Annotated in this window: 1 rRNA gene; it reads left to right on the top strand. The window is 57.7% G+C overall.

Annotated elements, in window-relative coordinates:
* Positions 1-213 (top strand): 23S ribosomal RNA (locus tag IE97_RS0138045); the annotation flags it as partial.

Below are 213 nucleotides of genomic sequence, written 5' to 3' on the forward strand. Positions count from 1 at the left end.
GGTCAGGTAGAGAATACCGAGGCGTTCGGGTGAACTATGGTTAAGGAACTCGGCAAAATGCCCCCGTAACTTCGGGAGAAGGGGGGCCACATCCGGTGATGGCACTTGCTGCCTGAGCTGGGGGTGGCCGCAGAGACCAGCGAGAAGCGACTGTTTACTAAAAACACAGGTCCGTGCGAAGCCGTAAGGCGATGTATACGGACTGACGCCTGC

This window comes from Streptomyces sp. NRRL S-455 (genome assembly GCF_000717875.1).
GTDB lineage: Bacteria > Actinomycetota > Actinomycetes > Streptomycetales > Streptomycetaceae > Streptomyces.